Origin of the sequence: Sphingopyxis sp. OPL5, assembly GCF_003797775.2 — a bacterium.
Classification (GTDB): domain Bacteria; phylum Pseudomonadota; class Alphaproteobacteria; order Sphingomonadales; family Sphingomonadaceae; genus Sphingopyxis.
Map to the genome: position 1 here is coordinate 2,649,231 of NZ_CP060725.1, position 20,246 is coordinate 2,669,476.

Annotated in this window: 18 protein-coding genes; 11 read left to right on the forward strand and 7 right to left on the reverse strand. The window is 68.2% G+C overall.

All coding sequences use genetic code 11. The annotated features are described in order from the left end of the window. Positions 1–280 precede the first annotated feature (280 nt). Together EEB18_RS12665 and EEB18_RS12670 are read right to left on the reverse strand one after the other, a co-directional pair. A complete protein-coding gene (locus EEB18_RS12665; protein ID WP_187141243.1) occupies positions 281–646 on the reverse strand; it encodes a hypothetical protein in 366 nt (121 codons plus the stop codon). Continuing rightward, complete coding sequence (locus EEB18_RS12670; protein WP_187141244.1) at positions 643–1,695, reverse strand: Leu/Phe/Val dehydrogenase; 1,053 nt, start codon at positions 1,693–1,695, stop codon at positions 643–645. Before EEB18_RS12670 ends, EEB18_RS12665 begins: the two co-directional genes overlap by 4 nt. A 121-nt stretch (positions 1,696–1,816) precedes the next feature. Here EEB18_RS12670 and EEB18_RS12675 point away from each other — a divergent pair, with 121 nt between their 5' ends. The 11 genes from EEB18_RS12675 (at position 1,817) to EEB18_RS12725 (ending at position 14,152) form a co-directional block, all read left to right on the forward strand. After that, on the forward strand, positions 1,817–2,281 hold the full coding sequence (locus EEB18_RS12675) for an Lrp/AsnC family transcriptional regulator (protein ID WP_187141245.1): 465 nt from the start codon (positions 1,817–1,819) through the stop codon (positions 2,279–2,281). Between the two features lie 371 nt (positions 2,282–2,652). Then, positions 2,653–3,546: a TauD/TfdA dioxygenase family protein gene (locus EEB18_RS12680; protein ID WP_187141246.1), complete on the forward strand. Its 894-nt coding sequence runs from the start codon at positions 2,653–2,655 to the stop codon at positions 3,544–3,546. Between the two features lie 14 nt (positions 3,547–3,560). After that, a complete protein-coding gene (locus EEB18_RS12685) occupies positions 3,561–4,946 on the forward strand; it encodes an FAD/NAD(P)-binding protein (RefSeq protein WP_187141309.1) in 1,386 nt (461 codons plus the stop codon). A 46-nt stretch (positions 4,947–4,992) separates the two neighbouring features. Further along, complete coding sequence (locus tag EEB18_RS12690; protein ID WP_056345161.1) at positions 4,993–5,604, forward strand: TetR/AcrR family transcriptional regulator; 612 nt, start codon at positions 4,993–4,995, stop codon at positions 5,602–5,604. Positions 5,605–5,948: 344 nt separating this feature from the next. After that, positions 5,949–6,362, forward strand: a complete 414-nt coding sequence (locus EEB18_RS12695; RefSeq protein ID WP_187141247.1) for a hypothetical protein — start codon at positions 5,949–5,951, stop codon at positions 6,360–6,362. A 5-nt stretch (positions 6,363–6,367) separates the two neighbouring features. Next, the gene (locus EEB18_RS12700) at positions 6,368–7,663 is read left to right on the forward strand and encodes an efflux RND transporter periplasmic adaptor subunit (RefSeq protein ID WP_187141248.1); all 1,296 of its coding nucleotides are present in this window, start codon (positions 6,368–6,370) and stop codon (positions 7,661–7,663) included. A gap of 90 nt (positions 7,664–7,753) precedes the next feature. Further along, positions 7,754–10,930: an efflux RND transporter permease subunit gene (locus EEB18_RS12705; RefSeq protein WP_187141249.1), complete on the forward strand. Its 3,177-nt coding sequence runs from the start codon at positions 7,754–7,756 to the stop codon at positions 10,928–10,930. 11 nt (positions 10,931–10,941) lie between these two features. Continuing rightward, positions 10,942–12,345 (forward strand): efflux transporter outer membrane subunit, encoded by a 1,404-nt coding sequence (locus EEB18_RS12710; RefSeq protein ID WP_187141250.1) that lies wholly within the window; start codon positions 10,942–10,944, stop codon positions 12,343–12,345. 319 nt (positions 12,346–12,664) lie between these two features. After that, a complete protein-coding gene (locus EEB18_RS12715) occupies positions 12,665–13,282 on the forward strand; it encodes a hypothetical protein (protein ID WP_187141251.1) in 618 nt (205 codons plus the stop codon). Next, on the forward strand, positions 13,269–13,817 hold the full coding sequence (locus tag EEB18_RS12720; RefSeq protein ID WP_262408241.1) for an RNA polymerase sigma factor: 549 nt from the start codon (positions 13,269–13,271) through the stop codon (positions 13,815–13,817). Before EEB18_RS12715 ends, EEB18_RS12720 begins: the two co-directional genes overlap by 14 nt. After that, positions 13,814–14,152, forward strand: coding sequence for a hypothetical protein (locus tag EEB18_RS12725; protein ID WP_187141253.1), 339 nt, complete (start codon positions 13,814–13,816; stop codon positions 14,150–14,152). Before EEB18_RS12720 ends, EEB18_RS12725 begins: the two co-directional genes overlap by 4 nt. 118 nt (positions 14,153–14,270) lie before the next feature. On the opposite strand, the gene EEB18_RS12730 is transcribed toward EEB18_RS12725, so the two are convergent. The 5 genes from EEB18_RS12730 to EEB18_RS12750 form a co-directional block, all read right to left on the reverse strand. Beyond that, entirely contained in the window at positions 14,271–15,995 is a 1,725-nt protein-coding gene (locus EEB18_RS12730; RefSeq protein ID WP_410468134.1) for a flotillin family protein, read from the reverse strand. 72 nt (positions 15,996–16,067) lie between these two features. Then, positions 16,068–16,694, reverse strand: a complete 627-nt coding sequence (locus EEB18_RS12735; protein WP_187141255.1) for an OB-fold-containig protein — start codon at positions 16,692–16,694, stop codon at positions 16,068–16,070. A gap of 60 nt (positions 16,695–16,754) precedes the next feature. Continuing rightward, entirely contained in the window at positions 16,755–18,188 is a 1,434-nt protein-coding gene (locus EEB18_RS12740) for a GGDEF domain-containing protein (protein WP_187141256.1), read from the reverse strand. A 79-nt stretch (positions 18,189–18,267) separates the two neighbouring features. After that, complete coding sequence (locus EEB18_RS12745; protein ID WP_187141257.1) at positions 18,268–18,996, reverse strand: hypothetical protein; 729 nt, start codon at positions 18,994–18,996, stop codon at positions 18,268–18,270. An 11-nt stretch (positions 18,997–19,007) separates the two neighbouring features. After that, entirely contained in the window at positions 19,008–20,219 is a 1,212-nt protein-coding gene (locus EEB18_RS12750) for a toxic anion resistance protein (RefSeq protein ID WP_187141258.1), read from the reverse strand. Positions 20,220–20,246 lie beyond the last annotated feature (27 nt).

The window sequence follows — 20,246 nt, forward strand, 5'->3', positions numbered from 1 at the left end:
CACCGATCTCCGCTGGTCGTTGGAAGACGTTTTCGCCAACATCGAAGAGTTGGCACCGGCCCCCCGCAAAGCGTGCGCGGCCACTTGCTGGTACTGTTGAGGATCGATCGGCTAACAGTTGCTGACGACGGGACTCCCGCTGCTGGAGGCGTTCGAAATCGAAACCAGGCTTACGGCAGTTGTTTCGGCGACCCAGGATGCACGCGAGGGGCCGCGCGCCTTCATGCAGAAACGGCGACCCGAATTTCGGGGCTGCTAAGCCGCTCGCGGCGCGGAGACATCACAGCCGGATTTGGTGAGGCGGGCATGCAATCTGCTGTGGCTCGGATGCACTTGCTCGATCGTACCCGCGAGCCGGGGACGGCATTCCCGTACCGGAGTCCATCCGGGCTGGCGGCGCCCCGTCGAGCGCCGCGCCCGCGTCGTGCCGCGATGCGGCGATGACCATCACCCCTTCGCGCAGCCTGGCGACCAATATGTCGGCGCGCGCCGCGTCGAGTTCGGCGACAAGCGCGACATGGAGGGTGTCGTCGGCGCGCCTGACGGTCATCGTCTCGGGGATCAGCGATCGCTGTGCGAACAGCCCGACAACGCGCAGGAGGGCTTGCGGGTCGTCCTGCACCCATATCTCGAATCGCTGGCTCAAGCCGCGATCCGGTCGACGCCGCCGATCAATCGTTCGGCCAGGCGGTCGGCGACCAGCGCGGGCGACCGGCGGTCGCGCGCCGCCGCCTCGAGCAGCGCCGCCACCCGCGGGCCGATCTGTGCGACGCGGGCGACGACATGGGCGCGATTTTCGCCCAGATATTCGGCCGACACGCTGATGATGCCGCCGGCATTGGCGACATAGTCGGGGACATAGGCGATGCCGCGCGCCAGCATCAGGTCGGCGACCTCGGGCGACGCCAGCTGGTTGTTGGCGCCGCCGCAGACGAGCTTCGCCTTCATCGCCGCGACGCTTTCGGGCGTCAGTGCGCCGCCGAGCGCGCAGGGGGCGAAGATGTCGGCCTCGACCCGATGAATGTCGGCGACATCGACGACGTGCGCGCCGAGGATCTTTTCCAGCCGATCGCGCCGCTCGGGATTGACGTCGGCGATCACCAGGTCTGCGCCGGCATCGGCAAGGCGGCGGCACAGTTCGCCGCCGACGTTACCGGTGCCCTGCACCGCGACGGTCAGCCCGCGCAGGCTCGATCCGAAAGCGTGCGCCGCACCGGCTTCCATCGCGTCGAACACGCCCTGCGCGGTCCAGGGCGAGGGATCGCCGCCCGCGCGTCCACCCTCGGCGGCCAGCCCCGCGACGTGGCGCGTCTCCGCGGCGATGCTGTGCATGTCGGAAACGGTCGTGCCGACATCCTCGGCGGTCACATAGGAGCCGCCAAGCTCCGCGACCGCGCGGCCGAAGGCGCGGAACAGCGCCTCGCGGTCGAAATCGCCCGCCGGGCGTCGCAGCACCGCCTTGGCGCCGCCGAAGGGCAGGCCGGCCATCGCATTCTTGTAACTCATCCCCTCGGCCAGGCGGAAGGCGTCGGCGCCCGCGGCGGCAAGGTCGGGATAAGGCCAGAAACGGCAGCCGCCCGCGCCCGGACCCCGCACGGTCGAATGGATGACGATGACCCCGTCGAGCCCCGATGCGGGATCCTCGAGCCGGACGAACTCGGCGGCGGGTGTCATGCGGGAAACCTGTACGACCATGGGATACTCCTCCTTGCGCGCCGCTTATCGCGCGGCTGGCGGGGAGAAACTTGCCTCAATAGCGTACGAATGCCGCTATTACCGGATGGATTATCTCGAAATTGTCAATATGTGAGTAGATATGACTGATCTTGATCCCTTCGAGAAAAAAATCCTCCGCGAATTGCAGCAGGACGCGAGCCTCACCACCGCCGAACTCGCCGAGCGCGTCGGGCTGTCGGCGACGCCGTGCTGGCGGCGGATCAACCGGCTCGAACAGGAGGGCTATATCCGCGCCCGCGTCGCGCTGGTCGACCGGCGCAAGGTCGGGCTCAACGCGCATATCTTCGCGCAGGTGAAGCTCAACGCGCATGGCCGCGCCAATCTCGACGAATTTGGCGCCGCGATCCGCGATTTCCCCGAGGTGCTCGACTGTTTTGTGCTCATGGGCAGCACCGACTTCATGCTGCGCATCGTCGCGAAGGACATCGACGCGTACGAGAAATTCTTCTTCGACCGGCTGAGCAAGCTGCCGGGGGTGCAGGAAATCAATTCGACGGTGGCCTTGTCGGAGATCAAGTCGACCAGCGCGCTGCCGATCGCCTGATTCCTGCCGTTCGGGCGGCTACGTAAGATCCTCCCTGTCGCGTAGCGATGGGGAGGTGGCGGCGGCGAAGCCGCTGACGGAGGGGCCGACGCCGTCAGGCGTCGTGCAAGCTTTCGGCTCCTCCACCACCGCCTGCGGCGGCGGTCCCCCTCCCTATGGCTCGCGGCCACAGGGAAGCTTTGATGCCACTCCCGCCCGAACCGGCCAAGCACCGTGCAAAAGCCTCGCCGTGCTTTCTGCGGCCAGTCGTGGCTTTCGCGCGGGCTGTCGCGGCGCTCTTGTCAATTAATTCAGTTGAATTATGTTGGGCGGATGTCGGGACGTAAGCCGAGTCGACCGATCCCGCCCTTTGAGACAAGAGAGGATCGTGCATGGCCACGCTGCCGCAGACCCCCGATATTTTCGAACAGGCCCGCTCGCTGGGCATCGCGATCTCGCCCGCGACGACGACGCTCGGCGCCGAAATCGCCGGGCTCGACCTCGACCGGCCGCTGACCGATGCTGAGGCCGAGCTGCTCCATGCCGCCTGGCTACGCTTCAAGGTCGTGTTTTTCCGCGATCAGGACATCAGCCACGAAAGCCATGTCCGGCTCGGCACCATGTTCGGCGAACTCGAAGGCCATCCGGTGATCCCGCATGTCGAGGGCTATCCCGAAATCCTGCGCATCGAGGGCGTCGAGGGGGTGCAGCTCACCGCCGAAACGCTCGCGCCGTTTCAGGCCTATAACAAATGGCACACCGACGTGACCTTCCGCCAGCAACCATCGATCGCCTCGATCCTGCGCGCGCGGGTGCTGCCGCCGCTCGGCGGCGACACGATGTGGGCCGACACCGCCGCGGCTTATGCGGGGCTGCCGCAACCGGTGAAGGACCGCATCGAGGGGCTCGAGGCCGAGCATGACATCGTGCGCAGCTTCGGCGGCCGCGTGTCGGAGGAAAAGCGCGCCCAGCTCGCGCGCGACTTCCCGCCGGTGCGCCATCCGGTGGTGCGCACCCACCCCGAAACCGGCGAGAAGATCCTCTACGTCAACTACACCTTCACCAGCCGCATCGTCGATGTGTCCGAGGAGGAGAGCGACACGCTGCTCAAATTGCTGTTCGACCGGATCAAGGTGCCCGAATATCAGGTCCGCTTCCGCTGGACCCCGAACGCCATCGGGATCTGGGACAATCGCTCGACCCAGCATTATGCGGTCGGCGACTATTGGCCCGAATATCGCGCGCTCGAACGGGTGACGGTGTCGGGCGACGTGGTGACGCGGTGAAGTTCGACGGCACGATGCTCCTGGGGCCACGTCCACGCTTTCGCACCGCGACCCGCGTCGCGATCGTCGGCGCCGGCTTTTCGGGCACCTTGCTCGCGATCAACCTGCTCGAACAGGATGATGTCGAGGTTCTGCTGATCGAGCGCGACCGCCGGCGCATGGGCGCCGGGGTCGCGTACAGCAGCCCCGATGCCGACCATCTGCTCAACGTCCGCGCCGGCAACATGAGCGCCTTCGCCGATCGCCCCGGCCATTTCTGCGACTGGCTCGCCGCGCGCGGGCTCGGCTGCGATAAGGCGTTCGTCAGCCGCGCGACCTACGGCCAATATCTGCGCGAAACGCTCGGGCTGGCGATGGAGAAATATGGGCGCCGGCTCCAACTGATCGACGACGAGGTGCTCGACATCGCCGAACATGGCGGCAAGGTCACCCTCGGCCTCGTCAACGGCGGGTTGATCGAGGCCGACAAGGTCGCGCTGGCGATCGGCAATTTGCCGCCGCACGACCATCCGGCGATCGCGCGCGGCGGGCTGACACCGCTGTATTATGTCGGCGACCCGTGGACGGGGCCGCTCGGCGAGGGGCTGAAACCCGACCAGACTGTGCTGGTCGTCGGCACCGGGCTGACCGCGGTCGATGTGGTGCTGCGGCTCGTCTCCAGCGGGTTCGAAGGCCGGATCGTCGCGATGTCGCGCCGCGGCCTGCGCCCGCATCGCCATGTCGATGGCCTCGCGCCGGTGCGGCCGGTGCTCGCCAAACCCGCCCCCGAACTGTCCGACCTGGTGCGCTGGGCGCGGACCGCGGCGCAGCAGGGCGACTGGCGCCTGACGGTCGATTCGATCCGCCCGATCACCCAGATGATGTGGGCGTCGGCCGATGCCGACAAGCGCGCGCGCTTCCTGCGCCACCTGCGCCCCTTCTGGGACGTCCACCGCCACCGCCTCGCCCCCGCGGTCGCCGACCGCATCGACGCGCTGATCGCCGAGCGCCGCCTCGTCTTTCGCGCCGGCAAGATCGAGGAGGTCGCCGCCGGGCTCGACGGGGTCGCGGTGCACTGGCGCCCGCGCGGCGAGGATCGCCCCCAGCGGCTCGATGTCGCGCGGATCGTCAACTGCACCGGACCGCAGGGCGACCTGCTCCGCGCCACCGATCCGCTCGTCCGCCGCCTGCTCAAACAGGGCCTCATCCGCCCCGATGCGCTGCGCCTCGGGCTCGACATCGACCGCGACGGCCATGTCATCAGCCGCGACGGGCGGCCCGCCGAGCATATCCTCGCGATCGGGCCGATGACGCGCGGCGATTTGTGGGAGGTCGTCGCGGTGCCCGACATCCGCAACCAGGTCAGCGCGCTCGCGCGGCGACTGGTCAACGCGCATTGGACCGGCGGCGAGGGGCTTTAGGGGCGCCTCTGGACTTTCGCGGGGGGCATATTATATACCGACCGTTATGGAACAGGATGTCATCTCCGCACCCAAGGGCCGCCCGCGCGAATTCTGCGTCGACCAGGCGCTCGCCTCGGCGCTCCACGTCTTCTGGGCCAAGGGCTATGACGGCGCGTCGATGACCGACCTGACCGAGGCGATGGGCATCACCAAGCCCAGCCTCTACGCCGCTTTCGGTAACAAGGAAGCTTTGTTTCACAAGGCGTTGGATCTCTACGAGCAGGAAAAGCTCGAATATGGCCGCACCGCGCTCGAACAGCCGACCGCGCGCAAGGTCGCCGAATATTATCTGCGCGGCGCGATCGAAATCCATGGCGGCGCCAGCGATCCCAAGGGCTGCATGGGGCTGATCTCGTCGCTCGCCTGCAGCCCCGAGGCCGAGTCGATCAAGGCCGACGTCGTCCGCCGCCGCGCCTCGTCGCAGCGGCTGCTCGTCGAGCGCTTCGAACGCGCCAAGGCCGAGGGTGATATCCCCGCGCATGTCGATGCCGAGGGGCTGACCAGCGTCCTTTATGCGCTGCTCCAGGGCATCACCGTCCAGGCCGGTGCCGGCGCGACCCGCGCCGAGCTCGAACGGCTGGTCGATACCAGCATGACGCTCTGGCCCAGTTCCTGACAAGTGCGCGCCTGAACGCCAGATTAAATTATTTCGTACCGGGCGGTATAAAACTCTTGACGCGGTCCTGATTCAGGTTATATACCGGACAGTACAGAAGGTGGCTTGGCGGTTCGGCCGGCTGCGAAGACGCGAAGGGAACGCCGATGCGCACCAGGACATGTAGAACCGCCTAGGGACCACCCGGGCAAAACAAACAGCATTTTCGCGAACAGGCGACGGACCCCGATTTTGACGCGGCGGACGAACCCTTTCGCGCATCCACAATCTCCCCTCGCCGGGCGCAAGCGTCCCGGGGCCTGAGCCCCCTTGCGCCCGGCACCCCCATCCAAGGAGGAACCGCCATGGCCTATCTTGCCGTCAACGAAGCGCTCGACTTCGCCCTTGCCCCCGCTCGTGTCGCCGCCCTTGCCCCCGTGGCGGCCTCCGCGGCGCCGAAAGCCCGTCCCGCAGGCTTTTCGGCGCTCGAATGGTCGGTCGTGATGCTTGCGCGTCACGACCGACCATCATCGCTCCGTGAGCCCGGCCGCATCGGCCGCCTGCTCGGCGCGCTGTTCGGCGACAGCTACAACCGCCGGCTCGCCGATCCGAAGCTCGAGGCGCTGCGCCGCATGGCGGTGCTCACCTGGCACCATGGCTATGCGGTGACGACGGTGCAGATCGACGCCTTCCTCGCTGCCGGATTCACCCCCGACCATTATGACCTGCTCGGCCGCCGCGTTGCCGACGTGCTCAGCACGCGCCTCTTCCGAAAGTAAGACCCATGAACATGCTCTCCCCCTTCGACCGCGCGAAAGCGCGGGAGGTCGAACTCGTCCCCGGTACTGCGGGCGCCCCCGCAAAGACCCCCGGCCGCTGGCGTCGCGGCCTGGCGGTTGGCCTGCCGCTCGCGCTCCTCGTCGCGGGCGGTTACACGCTCGCCAGCCGCGATAACGCCGCAGTCGCGGCGGCGCCGCTCCCGATCGTCACCGTCGCCGCGCCGCTAGTGCGCGACATCACCGAATGGGACGATTATGTCGGCCGGTTCGAGGCGAGCCGCTCGGTCGAGGTGCGCCCGCGTATCTCGGGCCAGGTTACCGCGGTGCATTTCACCGACGGCGCGATCGTCCGCAAGGGCCAGCTGCTCTTCACCATCGACCCGCGGCCCTATGCCGCCGCGCTCGCCGAGGCGCGGGCCGACGCCGCGAGCGCGCGCAGCGACCTCGAACTCGCGCGCGTCAACCTCGCCCGCGCCAACCGCCTGATCGCCGACGAGGCGGTGTCGCAGAGCGATCTCGACCAGCTGAATGCCAAGGTGCGCGCCGCTTCGGCGGCGCTCGCGGCGGCCGATGCCCGGGTGCGCTCGCGCGCGCTCGACGTCGAATTCACCCAGGTCCGGGCGCCGATCGGCGGCCGGATTTCGGATCGCCGCGTCGACGCCGGCAACCTCGTCGCGGCGGGCGAAGGCCCCAGCGGTAGCCTGCTGACGACGATCAACGCGCTCGACCCGATCTACTTCAACTTCGACAGTTCGGAGGCGCTTTTCCTGAAAGCGCAGCGCGAGCGCCAGGCCGGCGGCGCCGCGGCGCAGCAGGTCGAGATCCGCCTGCAGGATGAAAGCGACTATCGCTGGACGGGCCGCGTCGATTTCGCCGACAATGCGATCAATGCCAATTCGGGCACGCTGCGCGTCCGCGCGGTGATCGACAATCCCGACTATTTTCTGACCCCCGGCATGTTCGGCAATATGCGCCTCGCGCAGGGCGGCACGGTGTCGGCCTTGCTCGTTCCCGACGCCGCGGTGCGCACCGACCAGGCGCGCAAACAGCTGTTCGTCGTCGGCAAGGACGGAACCGTCGCCGCGCGGCCGGTCGAGACCGGCCCGCTCGTCGCCGGGCTGCGCGTCATCCGCTCGGGGCTCAAGCCCGGCGACCGGGTGGTCGTCCAAGGCATCCAGTTCGCCCAGCCGGGCGCCAAGGTGACCGCGAAGCCGACGGTGATCCGGCCCAGGGCCGCCCCCGTCGCGCCCGCCGGCGCGGGGCAGTCGCCCGCCGCGTCGCAGGCCACGCTGGCGCCGTAATCCGGCCCGCCGCGTCGGCTTCGTCCGGCGCGGCACCGCCAAACCCGATTGACCATTTTGCCGGCCCCCTTCGGGCCGAGGAGGCTCGCCATGCGTCTCAGCCATTTCTTCATCCGCCGCCCGATCTTCGCGGGCGTGATCGCGATCATCATCACGATCGTTGGCGCCTTCGCCTATTTCGGGCTGCCGGTGTCGCAATTCCCCGCGGTCGTGCCGCCGACGGTGACGGTCAGCGCCAATTATCCGGGCGCCTCGGCCGAGACCGTCGCCGACACCGTCGCGGCGCCGATCGAGCAACAGATCAACGGCGTCGACAACATGCTCTATCAATCGTCGCAATCGACCGGCGACGGCCGCCTGACGATCACCGTCACCTTCAAGCTCGGCACCGACCTCGACACCGCGCAGGTGCTCGTCCAGAACCGCGTCGGGCTCGCCGATCCCAGCCTGCCTGAGGAAGTGCGGCGACAGGGCGTCGTCGTGCGCAAGACCTCGCCTTCGTGGTTGATGGCGGTCAACGTCCTCTCGCCCGACGGTTCGCTCGACCGCAGCTATGTCTCCAACTATGCGCTGACCCAGCTCAAGGACCGGCTGACCCGCGTCGACGGCATCGGCGACGTCCAGGTCTTCGGCGCGCGCGACTATGCGATGCGCGTGTGGATCGACCCCGGCCGCGCCGCTGCGCTGAACCTCACCGCAGGCGACATCGTCACGGCGCTGCGCGAACAGAATGTCCAGGTCGCCGCCGGCACCGTCGGCCAGCCGCCCTTCGACACCGGCGCCGCGCACCAGCTCAGTGTCGAGACGCAGGGCCGTTTCAAGACCGCCGGCGAATTCGCGAACATCATCGTCCGCACCGCGCCCGACGGCGCGATCACGCGGCTCAGCGACGTCGCGCGCGTCGAACTGGGGGCCGAGGATTATGGCGTCAACGCCTATCTGTCGGGCCAGGATTCGATCATCATGGGCGTCACCCAGCGCCCGGGCACCAACGCGCTCGCCGCCGCCGAGGGCGTGAAGGCGCAGCTCGCCGCCGCCGCGAAAAGCTTCCCCAAGGGGCTCGAATATAAGATTATCTGGAACCCGACCGAGTTCATCAGCGAATCGATGCACGCGGTGCAAAAGACGCTGCTCGAGGCGATGATCCTCGTCGTCCTCGTCATCCTGATCTTCCTGCAGAGCTGGCGCGCGGCGATCATCCCGGTCATCGCCATCCCCGTGTCGCTGATCGGCACCTTCGCGGTGCTCGCCGCGCTCGGTTATTCGCTCAACACGCTGTCGATGTTCGGGCTGGTGCTCGCGATCGGCATCGTCGTCGACGACGCGATCGTCGTCGTCGAGAATGTCGAGCGCAATATGGAGCATGGCCTGTCCCCACGCGAAGCCGCGCACACCTCGATGGACGAGGTGTCGGGCGCGCTCGTCGCGATCGTGCTCGTGCTCTGCGCGGTGTTCGTGCCGACGACCTTCCTCACCGGCATCACCGGCGAATTCTATCGCCAGTTCGCGGTGACGATCGCCACCGCCACCGTCATCTCGCTGATCCTGTCGCTCACCCTGTCGCCCGCGCTCGCGGCGATGCTGCTCCGCCCGCGCGCGACTGAAGCCCCCGCCTCGGGCTGGCGGCGCTACGCCTGGCTTGCGGGCGACAAGTTCAACCGCAGCTTCGACCGGCTCAGCGACTGGTACGCGACGACCGCGCGCCGCATTGTGGCTGCCCCGCGCAAGGCTTTCATCACCTATGGCGGGCTGATCGCCGCGACCGCCGCGATCTTCTGGGCCACGCCTGCCGGCTTCGTCCCCGCGCAGGACCAGGGCTATGCGCTCGCCGCGATCCAGCTCCCGCCGGGCAGCTCGATCCAGCAGACCGACGCCGTGCTCAAGAAGGTGGTGAAGAAACTGCTCGAGGTACCCGGCACCGAGGCGGCTGTGATGTTCGCGGGCTTCGACGGCGCCTCGGGCACCCAGGCGTCGAACGCCGGCGCCGCCTATGTCACCTTCAAGCCCTTTTCGGAGCGTGCCGGCACCGACCGCACCGAGGCGAATATCGAGAATGACATGCGCGCCGCGCTCGCCGACGTGAACGACGCCTTCGTCTTCGTCATCCCGCCGCCCGTCATCCAGGGCATCGGCAATGGCGGCGGCTACCGCATGATCGTGCAGGACCGCAGCGACGCCGGCTATCAGGCGCTCGAACAGGCGGGCGGCCAGCTGATCGGCGAAGCGCATAAGCAAGGCGAACTCGCCAACGTCTTCACCCTCTACAACACCGCGACACCGCGCGTGTACGCCGATATCGACCGCGCCAAGTCCGACATGCTCGGGGTGCCGCCGGCGCGGGTGTTCGAGGCGCTGCAGGTCTATCTCGGTTCGGCGTACGTCAACGACTTCAACCTGCTCGGGCGCACCTTCCGCGTCACCGCGCAGGCCGAGGCGGCGGCGCGCGACGATCCGTCGGACATCGCGCAGCTCAAGACGCGCTCGAACAGCGGTCAGATGGTGCCGCTCGGCGCGGTCGCGACCTTCAGCGACCGGAACGGCCCCTATCGCGTCACCCGCTACAACCTCTTCCCCGCGGTCGAGGTCGACGGCGAGACCGCAGCCGGTTACTCGACCGGCCAGGCGATTTCGGTGATGGAAAAGGTCGCCGAGAAATTGCCCGCGGGCTTCTCGGCCGAATGGACCGATCTGGCGTTCCAGCAAAAGGCGGCGGGCAATGTCGCGGCGCTGATCTTCGCGCTGTCGGTGGTGTTCGTCTTCCTCGTGCTCGCCGCGCAGTTCGAAAGCCTGACCCTGCCACTGGCGATCATCCTGATCGTGCCGATGACCCTGCTCGCCGCGATGGCGGGGGTGAACCTGCGCGGTCTCGACAACAATATCCTGACCCAGATCGGACTCATCGTGCTGATCGCGCTCGCGGCGAAAAATGCGATCCTGATCGTCGAATTCGCCAAACAGGCCGAGGAACGCGGGGCGAGCATCGTCGAGGCGGCGGTCGCGGCGGCGCGCGCGCGCCTCCGCCCGATCCTGATGACCAGCTTCGCCTTCATCCTCGGCGTGGCGCCGCTCGTCTGGGCTTCGGGTCCCGGCTACGAGCTGCGCCAGGCGCTCGGCACTGCGGTCTTCTATGGGATGATCGGGGTCACCTTCTTCGGGCTGATCTACACGCCCGCCTTCTATGTCGTCTGCCGCACGCTCGGCGACCGCCTCGCCGCCCGCCGGGGCCGCGGCGGCCAGTCCGATCCCGTGCTCCAGACCGCCGAATAAGGAGAAAGCCCATGCGCACCCTTTTGCTCTCCACCCTCTCCGCGCTGACCCTTGCAGCCTGCGCGGTCGGGCCGGACTTCGCCACGCCCCCGTCCCCCGTGACGGCGTCCGGCCCCTTCCTCTCGACGAAAGTCGGCGTCACCAGCACCGCCCCCGCCGACGCCGACTGGTGGCGGCTCTACAACGACCCGGTGCTTGACACCCTCGTCGCCGACGCGCTCGCCGCCAACACCGACGTCCGCGTCGCGGTGGCGCGCATCGCCAAGGCGCGCGCCAGCCTGCGCGAAGTCCACGGCGACCGCCTGCCGAGCACCAACCTCGGCGCCGGCGCCACCTATGGCCGCGCCAGCGCCGGCCAGGTCCCGGCGGGCGCCGACCGCGAGGGCTGGCAGGTCGATGCCGGCCTCACCGTCGGTTATGAGGTCGACCTCTTCGGCCGCGTCAGCCGCGGGGTCGAGGCCGCACGCGGCGACGTCGCCGCCGCCGAGGCCGATGCCGACGCGGTGCGCGTCACCGTCGTCGCCGAAACCGCGCGCGCCTATGCCGATGCGGCCTCCTCCGCCGAACGCCTCGGGGTCGCCGAGCGGATCGTCGCCTTGCTCGACCAGTCGGTAAAGCTCACCGCGCGCCGCGCCGAGGTCGGCCTCACGACCCGCCTCGACACCGCGCGCGTCGCCGCCTTGCGCGACCAGCGCCGAGCCGACATCTCCGCGATCGCCGCCGAGCGCGACGCCGCCTTGTTCCGCCTCGCTACCCTCACCGGCCGCACCCCCGCCGACCTGCCGCCGATCGCCGCCGCGCGCACCACGACGCTCCGCCTCGACCAGCCGATCCCGGTCGGCGACGGCGCCGCGCTGCTCGCGCGCCGCCCCGATGTGGCCGCCGCCGAACGCCGCCTCGCCGCCGCCACCGCGCGGATCGGGGTCGCGACCGCCGATCTGTATCCGAAGGTCACCCTCGGCGGTTCGATCGGCCAGACCAGCGGCGGCCTCGGCGATCTGTTCGGCGGCGGCCCGCTGCGTTGGCTGCTCGGGCCGTTGATCAACTGGAGCTTCGGCAACCAGGAAGCGATCCGCGGCCGCATCGCGGGAGCCGAGGCTGATACCCAGGCCTCGCTCGCCACCTTCGACGGCACCGTCCTGCGCGCGCTCGAGGAAACCGAGACCGCGCTGTCGGGTTACGCGCATATGCTCGACCGCCGCACCGCGCTGCAATCGGCGCGCGACGAGGCCGGGATCGCGGTCAAGATCACCCGCGCCCAGCAACGCGAAGGCGCGATCGACGGGCTCGAAGCGCTCGACGCCGAACGCACCTTCGCCGAGGCCGAAGGCGCGCTGGCGCTGGCGGATGCAAGGATCGCCGACGCCCAGGTCGATCTGTTCCGCGCGCTCGGCGGGCGGTGGACGAAAGGCTGACCTAACGCCCAAAAACGCCGTCATTGCGACCCCGGCGAAAGCCGGGGGAGGCAATCCAGAGCGGTTTACGCCTACACTGGATTGCTTCGTCGCCTCCGGCTCCTCGCAATGACGAGCAATTTTTCTCCAATCCCTGCATCCACGGCGCACCCTCGTGCCGTCTACCAGTTGACCGGCCCCAACAGCCGGTCCTTGCGGCGACCGCGACGCGGTTCGCGGCCGGCCTTCCGCTCTCCCCGGGGCGGTCCGGCTCAGCGGCCTTGCTCGCGGTCGCCGCCTGTGGTTTCACCATGCCTTCGGGCATGCAGGGAGAAAGACGATGTTCCATCTTTTGGCCGCGACCCAGGCCGCTGCTGTCGCAGCCCCGCCGGCCGTTCCGCCCGCCGCCGTCGCCGCACCCGTCGCGATGCCCGCGCAATCGATCAGCCCCGCCGACGTCGCGGCCTATATCGACCCGCGCGATATCGCATCGTTCATGCCGCCGCCGCCGCCGACCACCGAGTTCGTCGCGGTCAGCGACAGCTTTTTCCGCCTGATGGAAAATATCACGATGGTCGCGCTGTTCGTCATCGGCTTTTTCCTGCTCGCGCGGCTCATCCATGCGTGGATGCTCCATCGCTCGATCCGCCGCGCGCTCGAGGCGAAATCGGACGCGGTCGCGCCGCTGATCGACAAGCTCAACAAGCCCTATGAACATCTCGGCGCACCGAACGGCGCCGCCGCCACGCCGAATGGCGGCGACGATCGCAACGCGCTCGTGCTGCTCGCGATCGGCCTCGCCATGGCGGGCTTCGGGCTGATCCAGGGGCATGAGGAATTGATCCGTATCTCGGCCGGCGCCGCGCTCTTCCCCGCCTTCGTCGGTATCGCCCTGCTCGTCCGCCGCCGCCTCGCGCGCGCCGCGGCTGCCGAGGAACGGGCCGCTGCACAAGGATGAGGACGCTCGCGATGAAGATTGGGCCCTCAACCAGCGCGTTGCCGGGGGAGACCGTGCCGCTTTCCAGCTCCTCGTGCTGCGGCACGAGGGGCGATTGCGCGCCTTCCTGTCGCGCGCTGCGGGCAGCGACGCCGACGGCGACGACCTCGCGCAGGAGGCGTTTGTCCGCGCCTGGCGCCGGGCGGGCGATTATCGCGGGCAGGGGAGTTACGCCGCCTGGGTCATGGGGATCGGCTGGCGCCTGTTCCTCGACCAGCGCCGCACCGCGAAACGCCGCGAAAGCCTCGCCTTGCGCGATGACGCCCCGACCAGCAGCAATCCGCATCCCGCGACCGACGCCGCAATCGACGCCGACCGGCTGCTCGCCACTCTCTCGGCGCCCGAACGCGCCGCGCTCACCCTCTGCTTCGGCCATGGCTGGTCGCACGGCGAGGCCGCCGAGATCATGGGCGTGCCGCTCGGCACGCTCAAATCTTTGGTCTTGCGCGGCCGCGCCAAGGCGCAGAAACTGATCGGCGAAGGAGGCACGGCATGACCGGGTCGGACGACAGTGCGATGGACGCGATGCCCGATGCGTTTCTGGCCGCGATGCTCGCGCCCCCGACGCGCCCCGGCGACCGCGCCTTTGCGGTGCAGGTCGACCGCGCGATCGACGCGCAGGCCGCCTATGCCCGCGCCCGCGCGCGCTTCTGGACGAGCTTCGCCTATGAGGCGCTGGCGGTGATGGCGCTGCTCGCCGGCCTCTGGCTGCTCTCGGGCACGCCGCTGCTCGCCCCGCTCGCCGGCCCGGCGCAATGGGGGCTTGCGCCGCCGCTGCTGCTGATCCTGCTATTGTGGTTCGGCGGGACGCAAAGGCTGCGCGGGACTTAGGGAAGGCTTCGGGCTGAAATTCCTCCCCATCGCTTCGCGACAGGGAGGGTCTTTCGGTCCGCCAACCACCCCAACCCCTGCAAGCCTTCAGCCGGCGGGGGCTGGAAAGACCAGAAAATCAGGCTTCGTCGTCGTCCTCGACCGGCTCGGGCGCGGCGGCGCGCGGCTTGCGGCCTGCGCGCGGGGCCGGCGCCGCGTCGCCCAGTCCCGCTTCGGCCGTGGCGCCGCCGATCAGCGCGTCGAGCGAGCCGCCGGCAAAGCCCAGTTCCTTCATCAGCCCGTCGATCACCGGCGCCTGCGCGCGATAGGCGAGCGCCGCCGACACCGCATTGCTGGCGAGGTTGCCGCCGCCGCCACCGCCATGGTCGCCGGTGCCGCCGCCCGATCCGCCGCTCCCGCCGCCATTCTGCGTGATCCCGTCGACCTGGACGATCTTGATCGAATCGATCGCCTCCATCGGCTTGGCGGCTTCGCGCACCACCTCGGGCAGCACTTTCAGCAGCGCCATCTTGGTCTGCAGCGAAATCTGGTTCGACGACAAGATGTTCGCCGCCTCGTTGATCGCGCGCTGGCCCGCGGCTTCGACCTCGAACCGGACGCGCGCCGCCTCGGCACGCAATCTCTCGGCGTCGGCTTCGCCCTCGGCTTCGAAACGCAGCGCCGCCGCGCGGTTCGACGCCGCTTCTTTCTCCGCCTCGGCCTGCACCTTCACCGAAATCGCCTGGCGCTCGGCTTCCTTCGCCGCCTCGATCAGCTCGATCCGTTTGGACCGCTCGGCGATCTCGGTCTCGCGCGCGGTTGCCACCTGTTCCTCGGCGGCAACCGCGACGGCGCGCGCCTCGTCCGCCTCGCCGCGCGCCTGGCTTTCCTCGCGGCTCTTGTTCTGGATCAGGATCTGCTGCTCCTGCCGCGCCAGCTCGACCGCCTGCTCCTGCGCGATGCGCGCTTCCTCGATCGCGCGATCGGCCTCGATTTGCTTGGCATCGACCAGCTGTTTGGCCTGGATGCGGGCGCCCTCGGCCTCCTGGTTGCGCTGCGCCTGTTCGCGGGCGATCTCGGCCGCCTGGACGGCGCGGCGCATCTCGACCTCGCGCTCCTGCTCCAGCCGCGCGAATTCATTGTCGCGGCTGATCTCGAAGCTGCGCTTGTCGGCCTCGAGGTTCTTGGTCTCGATCTGGACGCGCGTATCCTGTTCGATGTCGTTGCGCGCTTTCTTGCGCAGCTCGATCTGCTCGGTCAGCTTGGTCAGGCCCTCGGCGTCGAAGGCGTTATTGGCGTTGAAATGCTCGATCGAGGTCTGGTCGAGTCCGGTCAGCGACACCGATTCCAGCTCGAGCCCGTTCATCGACAAATCGTTCGAGCTGACCTGTTGCACCTTCTGCACAAAATCGGCGCGCTGTTCGTGCAGCTGGTTCATCGTCATGCCCGCCGCGACCGAGCGCAGCGCGTCGACGAACTTGCCCTCGACCAGGTCTTTGAGCGCCTCGGGGTTCATCGTGCGCAGGCCCAAGGTCTGCGCCGCCATCCCGATCGCGCCGGCATCGGGCCGGACGCGGACGTAAAATTCGGCCTTCACGTCGATGCGCAGCCGGTCGAGCGTGATCAGCGCATCGACATTCTTGCGCTCGACCGCCAGCCGCACGGTGTTCATGTTCACCGGCATCGTTTCGTGGAGCACCGGCAGCACCAGCGCGCCGCCGTTCATGATCACGCGTTCGCCACGAAATCCGGTGCGGACAAAAGCTATTTCTTTCGTCGCGCGGCGATAAAGCCGGGTGATGATCAGTCCCAGGATCAGCAGGACCGCAAGCCCGACGCCGGCGTAGATCGCAATTTCAATCATCATGGAATTTTACTGCCCCCAAAGCTTGTTTTCGGCCCCCAGAATCGGGGGCGCCATGGGGCAATCTTAAGGTCAGTCGAGGCGGGGTAAATAGAAATCGCCGTTTGAAAAGCCTTTGAATATTTCGCCGTCGCGCTTGACCAGCAAGATCGTCTCGCCGGTCTGGAATCGCTGGTCTGCGCTGTCGGGCTCGACCATGATCTGGTGCGGCTGGCCGTGACGGTCGGTGCATTTGGCGGGCGCCGGATTTCCCGGCGATGCGGTTCCGACGGTGATCGTCGCGCGCGTGCCGATCAATTCGTCGCGATCGATCGCGGTGGTCTCGATGCCCGGGAAGACGCGCGCGATCACCCGCGCCGCGGCGCCCGTCGGCGGGAGCGCGGCGACCGCGGCCACCGGCGCCGCCAACAGGCTGGTCGCGGGGCCGCCGGTCAGCGCCGTCAGCAGTTGCTGGAACCCCAGCCCCAGTGTCCCGAACAGCGCGAGGAAGACGACCAGCCACATCAGAAAGGGCACGCGCCCGATCCCCGCCCAGGCGAGTAGCGCCTCGGCCGCGCCGGCGTCGCCGTCATGGTCGCCGACATGCGCGCCATCGACATCGCCGACGACGCCCAGCGCCTGCACCGCGCCGATCAGCAACATCAATAACAGCGCGGCGCTGAAGATCACATTTTCGGAAGCGAAAAACTGGTCGAACATCCGGGACCTTGTGGCGCCGGCACTCGCGCTTGGCAAGCGATGCGCGCGTGCGGGCGCGGGTCAGCCGGCCAGCGCGACGGGGTCGTGCCGCGCGACTTCGATCCGGTCTCGCCCGGCACCTTTCGCCCGGTAAAGGGCCGCATCGGCGGCGGCGAACAACGACTCTGTCGCCGGGGGCGACGATCCGTCGATCAGGGCGATCCCGATGCTGGCGGTCAGGGTGATCGCGCGATCGTCGTCCACCTCGAACGGATCGTCACGCAGCGCGCCGAGGATGCCGGCGGCGATCCGGCTCGCCATGGCCCGGTTCGTCGCGGGCAGGAAGACGGCGAACTCCTCGCCCCCCATCCGGCCGAAATGGTCGCCGGCGCGCAGGCACGACCGGACGCGCCCGGCAAAGGACTGCAGCAACCGGTCGCCGGCGGCATGGCCGTGATTGTCGTTGATCGCCTTGAAATGATCGATGTCGATCATCAGGATCGCGGCGGGCTCGCGGGCATTGGCCAGCGAAGCCTGCACATCGTCCAGAAAGGCGCCGCGCGCGCGGGTCCCGGTCAGATGGTCATGCGCGGCGATATGGCGCAGCCGGCCGAGCAGCTCGTTGCGGTTTTCGGCGATGCAGGCGACGGTGACCGGCGCGATCGCGACCAGCGCGGCGCCGAGCCGGATCGAGATCATCATCATTTCCGCATCGACGCCGGTCCGCGAGGCGAGCACGATCAGCGCCCAATTGCCGTACAAGAGGGTCAGGATGGCGACGGTGAAGACGCGATAGGTCAAACCGCACCACAGCAGCGCCGGAACCGGAAAGGCGATCGCGCCCGGGCCGCCGACGATCGCCGCGAGCAGGCAGGACAGCGCCAGCGCGGCGATCGGAAGGATGCGCGCCGTCGGCAGCGCGCGCAGTCCGTCGCGCATGGCGCCGGGCAGCGCGCCGAAAGGCGGCGCGGCCAGCAGCAGCGGCAGGATCGTCACATAGTTGACGAACTCGGTCGCGAACCAGAAGGACCATCCCGACAACAGCTGCCGCCCGAACAGCCACGGATTGGCGACCGCTCCGATCACGCCGGCCACGGCCGCCCCCGCGGCGACCGTCAGGACGAGGAACAGCATCGACGCGGGCTGCCGCAGCCGGATCATGTCGGCGGGCCGGCGCGCATAAATGGCGGCGGCGGTCGCGATGCCCGCGAGGTTCGCGCTGTTGAGCAGCAGCGCCTTGGGCAGGCTGGCCCCGGTCAGCAGGTCGGCCGCAAGATAGGCGGCGGCGCCCGCAAGCCAGCCCTGCCATGTCCGGCCCGCCGGGACGCGGAGCAGGAAGGCGAGCATTATTGCATTGGCCGGCCACAAATTGGCAAGGAAGCCGATCGGGCGCGTGTAGATGCCGAACAGGCTTGCGGCGAAGACCAGCGCGAACAGGATCAGCGCGGCACGGCCCCGGCTGCCCCTTGTCCCCGCATCATCGCGCGTTCGCGGTCCGTCTGTGATTTCGTCCAACTATGCCTCCCGAAACCCGGTTCCGGAAAGCCGATGCTATAGGGTCATGGCGTTAACCGCCAGTAAGCCGCGTGGAATTTCAGAGGGTCGCGGGTCCGTCCTCGTCGCCGACACCCTGATATTTGAGCTGCAGATAGCGTTCGCGCGTCGCCAGCTTGTCGAGTTCGCCCGCCGCCAGGCTGCGTGCGGCATGACCGATCTCGCTTTCCAGCGTCTTCAATCCGCCGACCAAAGTCTCGTCGGGTGTCCGCCCCGCATGCGCCTCGCCGCGCAACCCGGCGGGAATCCGCTGATACCCCGCGACCAACTCGGGCAGATCCTCGCCGACGAGTTTGCGGATGTTCGACGCGGCGGGGCTCGATGCATCGAGCGTCTGGAGCTGCGGCGCGAGCAGGTCGAGCTGCACCCCGATGCCGTCGACCAGCGTGCGCGCCGGGGCGGGCAGTGCCGGACGCTGCGCTTCGAGCCAGATTTCGGTACGCCCCGCGAGCTGCTTCAAATCGGTCTTGGGCAGGTCGGCTTGGCGTGGTTCGGGGAAGGGCGAGCGGCCGAACAGCACCGCGACCCCGATCAGCAGCACGAGCAGCGCGAGCAGTCCGACGAAGCCGAGCGGCTGGATCAGCAACCCGAACACCGCGGCGCCGAGCAACACGACCCCCGCAGCGACCAGTATCCGTCCCAGCTTCTTGTACAGATGCTGGCGGCGCAGCGCGACGCTCTTGGTCCCGATCGGCCGCCGCCGCTCGCGCGACCGTTCGATCGCGGCATTGCCCAGCGCGCTGATCTTGTCGACCTCGCTCATCGTCATCGCGGCTCCGCTCACGCTTCGAGCGAGGCGAGCGGGCTGTCGGCGCCGCCGACGCTCGCCTGCGCCTGGCTCGCGCCCTCGGCGCGCGCGATATAGCCCTTCGACTTGGCGACCTCGCCCTCGAGCGACTGGACGGTGGTCTTCATGCTGTCGAGCGCCTTGAGCTTGAAGGTGTCGATCGCGTCCATCGTGTCATAGATGTTCTGGAACGCGCGGCTCAGCGTCTCCATCGGGATCGTGCTCGACGCGGCCTGTTCGTGGATGCGCGCGGTGTTGTCCTTCAGCATCTTCGATGTGCCGTCGATGATGTTCGCGGTCGTCGTGTTCAGCGCGGTGATCTGTTCGAGCACCAGCTTCTGGTTGGTCATCGCCTGCGCGACGGTGATCGCGGTCTTGAGCGCGCCGACGGTGGTCGTGCTCGCGCGGTCGACCCCCTTCACCAGCTCGATATTATTCTTCTTGACCAGGTCGAGCGCGAGATAGCCCTGCACCGTCACCGCCATCTGGGTCAGCAAATCCTGCGTCCGCTGCCGCGCATAGAAGAGCGCGTTTTCGCGCAGCACCTTGGCTTTCGCGGGATTGCTGACGTCGAGCTCGATCGCCTTCGATTCGAGCCGTTCGTCGAGCGTCTGGGCGATGTGGATCATCTGCTCGAGCTTGCCCATCGCCTCCCACAGCTTGCGGCGCTCGACGTCGATCGCGGCATTGTCCATCAACAGCTCGTCCTTGCCGTTCGACAAGGCGGTCAGCACGCCCGAGATATGCGACTGGGCGCTGCGATATTGCGCGAAATAATTGGTGACGCTGCTCCCGAAAATCTTGTCGAGAAAGCCGCGCTTCGACAGCAATTTGCCGTTCGCCGACGGGTCGAGCCGCTCGACGGTGTTGCGCAGTTCAATGAGGTTCATGCCGATGTCGCTGTCGCGGTCCATCGCCTTGATCGGCCGGTCGAGGAAGCGGTTCGACTGGTTTGCCGCCTCCAGCATTTCCTTGCGGCCCATATTGGTGATCTGGTCGATCCGCTGGCCGAATTCGGGGCTGTTTTCGTCCTGCGCGACCAGGTCGTCGATAAAGCCGTCGACGCGCTCTTCCAGCTTCGATTTCTGCTCGGTCGACAGCGAGACGAGGCCCGCGGCCTTTTCGGGCGACACCACGGGCACCGGATCGGGCGGGGTCAGCTTCAGTTCGTCGGTTGCCGTCGCGGTTGCGGTCTGCTCGCTCATTCGTCTTCCTTTCGGGCCCCCGTACCG